The sequence below is a fragment of the Rathayibacter sp. AY1A3 genome (assembly GCF_002930975.1).
In the GTDB taxonomy this organism is placed as follows: domain Bacteria; phylum Actinomycetota; class Actinomycetes; order Actinomycetales; family Microbacteriaceae; genus Rathayibacter.
Genome location: NZ_PSTO01000069.1, coordinates 1 through 4,524, shown reverse-complemented (window position 1 = coordinate 4,524; position 4,524 = coordinate 1). Strand labels below are relative to the sequence as shown.

The following is a 4,524-nucleotide window of genomic DNA, read 5'->3' as shown; positions in this document are numbered from 1 at the left end:
AGGACCATCTCGTCGCTCATCTCGAGCGCCTCGTCCTGGTCGTGGGTGACGAGCACCACGGTCAGCCCGGTCTCGGCCTGGACGGTGATGATGGCGGTGCCGACGTCGACCGTCTGGCCCTCGTCGACGAGCACGTCGACGACGGTGCCGCTGAACGGCGAGGGGAGCTCGACGAGCGACTTGGCGGTCTCGATCTCGACGAGGACCTGGTTGACGGCCACCTCGTCGCCGACCTTGACCTTCCAGGCCACGATCTCGGCCTCGGTGAGGCCCTCGCCGACGTCGGGGAGGAGGAACTGCTCTGTCATCGGGGGGACTCCTGTGGGCTCGTGCGGGCGGATGTCGCGCGCGTCAGTACGCGAGCGAGCGGTCGACGGCCTCGAGCACGCGGTCGACGTCGGGGAGGAAGAGCTTCTCGACCTTGGCGGGCGGGAAGGGGGTGTCGAAGCCGGCGACCCGGAGGACCGGCGCCTCCAGCGAGAAGAAGGCGCGCTCGGTGACGGTCGCCGCGATCTCGGAGCCGAGGCTCACGTTCGCGGACGCCTCCTGCGCGACGACGAGCCGGCCGGTCCTGCGGACCGACGCGAGCAGCGGCTCCCAGTCGATCGGGGAGAGCGAGCGCAGGTCGACGACCTCGACGCTCGTGCCCTCCTCGCCCGCGAGCTCGGCGGCCTGGAGGAGGACGGCGACCATCGGGCCCCAGCCGACCAGCGTGACCTCGGTGCCCTGGCGGACGACGCGGCTGGCGTGCAGCGGCGCGGCGGACCCGCTGAGGTCGACGTCGCCCTTGGGCCAGTAGCGGCTCTTGGGCTCGAAGAACATGACGGGGTCGTCCGAGGCGATGGCCTCCTGGATCATCCAGTAGGCGTCGTTGGGAGTCGACGGGCTGACCGCGCGCAGGCCCGCGGTGTGCGCGAAGTACGCCTCGTTGCTCTCCTGGTGGTGCTCGACCGCTCCGATGTGCCCGCCGTAGGGCACGCGGATGACGACGGGCATGGTGATCGCGCCCTCGTGGCGGTTGGTCATCTTGGCCAGCTGCGAGGTGATCTGGTCGAACGCCGGGTAGATGAACCCGTCGAACTGGATCTCGCAGACCGGGCGGAAGCCGCGCATCGCGAGCCCGATCGCGGTGCCGACGATGCCGGACTCGGCGAGCGGCGTGTCGAGCACGCGCTTCGCCCCGAACTCGGCGTGCAGGCCCTCGGTGATGCGGAAGACGCCGCCCAGGGGGCCGATGTCCTCGCCCATCAGGAGGACGCGGTCGTCCTGCGTCATCGCGCGGCGGAGGCCGGCGTTGAGCGCCTTGGCCATGGACATGGACTCGAGCTGCGACCCGGTGAGGGGCGGCTGCGCGGCCGTCGTGCTGGTGTCGATCGTCATCACTCGCCTCCGAACGATTCTTCGTAGCGCTGCAGCCACGCCTTCTGCTCCTCGACGAGCACGTGCGGCTCCGAGTAGACGTGGTCGAACATGACGCCCGTGGGAGGGACCTCGAGGGCGAGGAGGCGGCGGCGGATGTCGGACGCGAAGTCCTTCGCCTCCTCGTCGACCTCGTCGAAGAAGGACTGCTCCACGCCCTCGCTCCGCAGGAACGCGGCGAAGCGGGTGATCGGGTCCTTCGCGACCCACGAGGCGAGCTCGTCGTCGGTGCGGTACTTCGTCGGGTCGTCGCTCGAGGTGTGCGCGCCGATCCGGTAGGTCAGCGCCTCGATGAACTGGGGACCGCCGCCGGAGCGCGCGTCCTGCAGGTGCTTGGCGGTGACCGCGTAGCTCGCGAGCACGTCGTTGCCGTCGATCTGCACGCCGGGGATGCCGAAGCCGGAGGAGCGGAGGTAGAGGGGGCTGCGCGACTGCGTGGCCACGGGGACCGAGATCGCGTAGTGGTTGTTCTGGAGGAAGAAGACCTCGGGAGCCTGGTAGCTCGCGGCGAAGACCATCGCCTCGCTGACGTCGCCCTGGCTGGAGGCGCCGTCGCCGAAGTACACGACGACGGCCGCGTCCTTCTCGGGGTCGCCCGTGCCGGTCGCTCCGTCGAGGGTGAGGCCCATCGCGTAGCCGGTCGCGTGGAGGGCCTGCGAGCCGAGCACCAGCGTGTAGAGGTGGAAGTTCCCGTTCGTCGGGTCGGTCGGGTCCCAGCCCCCGTGCGTCGTGCCGCGCAGGAGCGCGAGGACGCCGAGCAGGTCGATGCCGCGGATCTTGCCGACGACGTGCTCGCGGTAGGAGGGGAACACGTGGTCCTGCGGGCGCATCGCGAACGCGGAGCCGACCTGTGCCGCCTCCTGGCCGTGGCTCGGGACCCACAGTCCGAGCTGGCCCTGGCGCTGCAGGTTCGCGGCCTCGGTGTCGAAGCGGCGGACCACCGCCATCTCGCGGTAGAAGGAGCGGTGCTGCGCCTCGTCCACCCCGTCGAGGTAGGAGGCGTACTGCTCGGCCGCGGGGGTCGGCGAGAACCGCCCGTCCGCGGAGAGGAACTGGACAGTCGGCGACTCCGTGCTGGTGGCTACCACCCGACTAACCTATCCGTCTCGCGGGGTGGCCCTCGGGGAGGGAAGCCACAATCTCGGCCGCCGCGCTGAGGAGCTTGTCGACAGAGCGCGCCTCGCCGACGGAGACGCGGATCCCCTCCGGCGGGAACGCGCGGACCACGACCCCGGCGCGCTCGAAGACCTCGGCGGCCCGCGCCGTGTCCTCGCGGGTGTCGAACCAGAGGAAGTTCGCCTGCGACTCCGGGATCGTCCAGCCCTGGTCGAGCAGCGCCCGCCAGAGGTCGTCGCGGAGGCGGGTGATGCGGTGGACGCGCTCGAGGAGCTCCTCGCGGTGCTCGAGGGAGGCGACCGCCGCGGTCTCGGCGAACCGGGTGACCGAGAGCGGGATGGCGGTGGAACGGGCGGCGTCGAGGATCCGCGCGTGGCCGATCGCGTAGCCGACGCGGAGGCCGGCGAGGCCGTACGCCTTGGAGAAGGTGCGGGCGATCACGAGGTTCGGGTAGCGGCCGAGAAGGCGGGTGCCGTCCACGGCCCGCTCGTCGTCGACGAACTCGGCGTAGGCCTCGTCGAGGAGCACGAGGACGTCGCCCGGGACGCGCTCGAGGAGCGCCTCGACGTCGTCGGCGGTGGCGACGGTGCCGGTGGGGTTGTTGGGGCTGCAGACGATCAGCAGGCGGGTGCGCTCGGTGACGGCCTGCGCCATGGCGTCGAGGTCGTGGGTGTCGTCGGCGCGGAGCGGCACGCGCACGCTGGTGGCGCCCGCGGTCGTGACGAGCGAGGGGTACGCCTCGAACGAGCGCCAGGCGTAGACGACCTCGTCGCCCGGGCCCGCCGCCGCGGTGATGAGCTGGGCGATGACCGCGACGGAGCCGGCTCCGACGATCACCTCCTCGATCGGGACGCCGTACTCCGCGGCGAGCGCTGTGCGCAGGGCGGTCGCCGCCGCGTCCGGGTACCGGTTGAAGTCGTCCACCTCGCGGACCCGCGCGAGCACGGAGGGCAGCGGGTCGAACGGGTTCTCGTTGGAGGAGAGCTTGAAGGCGTCGGCGGCGGCCGCGCGGCCCTGCTTGTAGGCGGGGAGCGCCAGGATCTCGGGGCGGAGGCGGACGGGAGGCTCCTGCTGGTCGGTCACCCGCCCCATGCTAGGCGGCGCGGCGGCGGGCGCCCCGCCGTTCCGCGCGCGCCGTCCCCCGCCCTCGACGGGTGTGCGCCGGGCCCCCTTCCCACCGGTCGAGCGCCGTGGGTGCGGCCCGGAGGTGCGGCCGACCCGGGTCTCGGATGCGCGAACCGCCCCGCTGACCGGCGCCCACGGCGGCCGTCCCCCGATTAGGGTGCAGTGATGCGGAGTCGAGGGCGAGCCGAGCGGCGCGGGGGTGCGCGCCCGCTCCTCCGGGGCGCCACGGCCGCGATCGCCCTGCTCATCGCCGCCGGCGCGCTCACCGGATGCACTCCCTCCGCGGAGGGCACGCAGGCGACCCCGACTCTCCGGGAGACGTCCATCGACGTCGCCGCTCCCCCGGCCTACACCGCCGCGCGCGAGGCCGGCCTCGCGCTGCGGGACGACTCACTCGCGCTCCTCACCGCGACCGACGGCACCGTCGCGGGCGCGGCCCGCACCGATCTGCTGGTGGCGATCGGATCCCTGAACGCAGCGCTCGAGGGAGTCTCGGCCGACGCCATCACCACCGCGACGACCGCGGCCGGGGAGCAGCGGACGGCGCTGGCCGAGCGCGTGCTCGGCCTCGCCACGTCGACCCTCGCCTCCGGTCGCGGATCGACGTCCCGGCGGGCGGTGCTGACCGACGCGGTCGAGCAGCTCCGGAGCGCTCTCGCCTCGGGAGCCGCGGTCGCTCCGCTGGCCGTCGCCGTGATCGAGGCGCGCGAGCCGCTGGTCCCGGAGCCGGGCAGCGGATTCGCTCCTCCCCCGCGCCCCGCGCCTCCCGCAGCTCCCCGGCCGACCACGGCGCCCGCGCCCACCCAGGAGCCGACGCCCGATCCCCCGGCTCCGGAGCCGGGGGATCGGGCGTCGGCTCCTGGG

The 4,524-nt window shown here is 73.1% G+C and carries 5 protein-coding genes; 1 reads left to right on the top strand and 4 read right to left on the bottom strand.

Annotated features, from left to right (window positions below):
- From C5C10_RS17195 to hisC, 4 genes are all read right to left on the bottom strand, one after another.
- On the bottom strand, positions 1-308 hold a 308-nt coding region (locus tag C5C10_RS17195), incomplete at its 3' end, for a biotin/lipoyl-containing protein (RefSeq protein WP_308471670.1).
- A gap of 43 nt (positions 309-351) precedes the next feature.
- Positions 352-1,317, bottom strand: coding sequence for an alpha-ketoacid dehydrogenase subunit beta (locus tag C5C10_RS17190; protein WP_181027250.1), 966 nt, complete (start codon positions 1,315-1,317; stop codon positions 352-354).
- A 62-nt stretch (positions 1,318-1,379) separates the two neighbouring features.
- Positions 1,380-2,507, bottom strand: a complete 1,128-nt coding sequence (locus tag C5C10_RS17185; protein ID WP_104226633.1) for a thiamine pyrophosphate-dependent dehydrogenase E1 component subunit alpha — start codon at positions 2,505-2,507, stop codon at positions 1,380-1,382.
- 4 nt (positions 2,508-2,511) lie between these two features.
- The gene (gene hisC / locus C5C10_RS17180; RefSeq protein ID WP_104226632.1) at positions 2,512-3,627 is read right to left on the bottom strand and encodes a histidinol-phosphate transaminase; all 1,116 of its coding nucleotides are present in this window, start codon (positions 3,625-3,627) and stop codon (positions 2,512-2,514) included.
- Positions 3,628-3,825: 198 nt separating this feature from the next.
- Here hisC and C5C10_RS17175 point away from each other — a divergent pair.
- The coding region (locus C5C10_RS17175; RefSeq protein WP_219813286.1) for a hypothetical protein at positions 3,826-4,524 on the top strand (699 nt) is incomplete at its 3' end.

Bases quoted from the DNA above. Each gene is read 5' to 3' on its own strand.
- hisC (WP_104226632.1), bottom strand. From the start codon at position 3,627: ATGGGGCGGGTGACCGACCAGCAGGAGCCTCCCGTCCGCCTCCGCCCC.
- C5C10_RS17190 (WP_181027250.1), bottom strand. From the start codon at position 1,317: ATGTCCATGGCCAAGGCGCTCAACGCCGGCCTCCGCCGCGCGATGACG.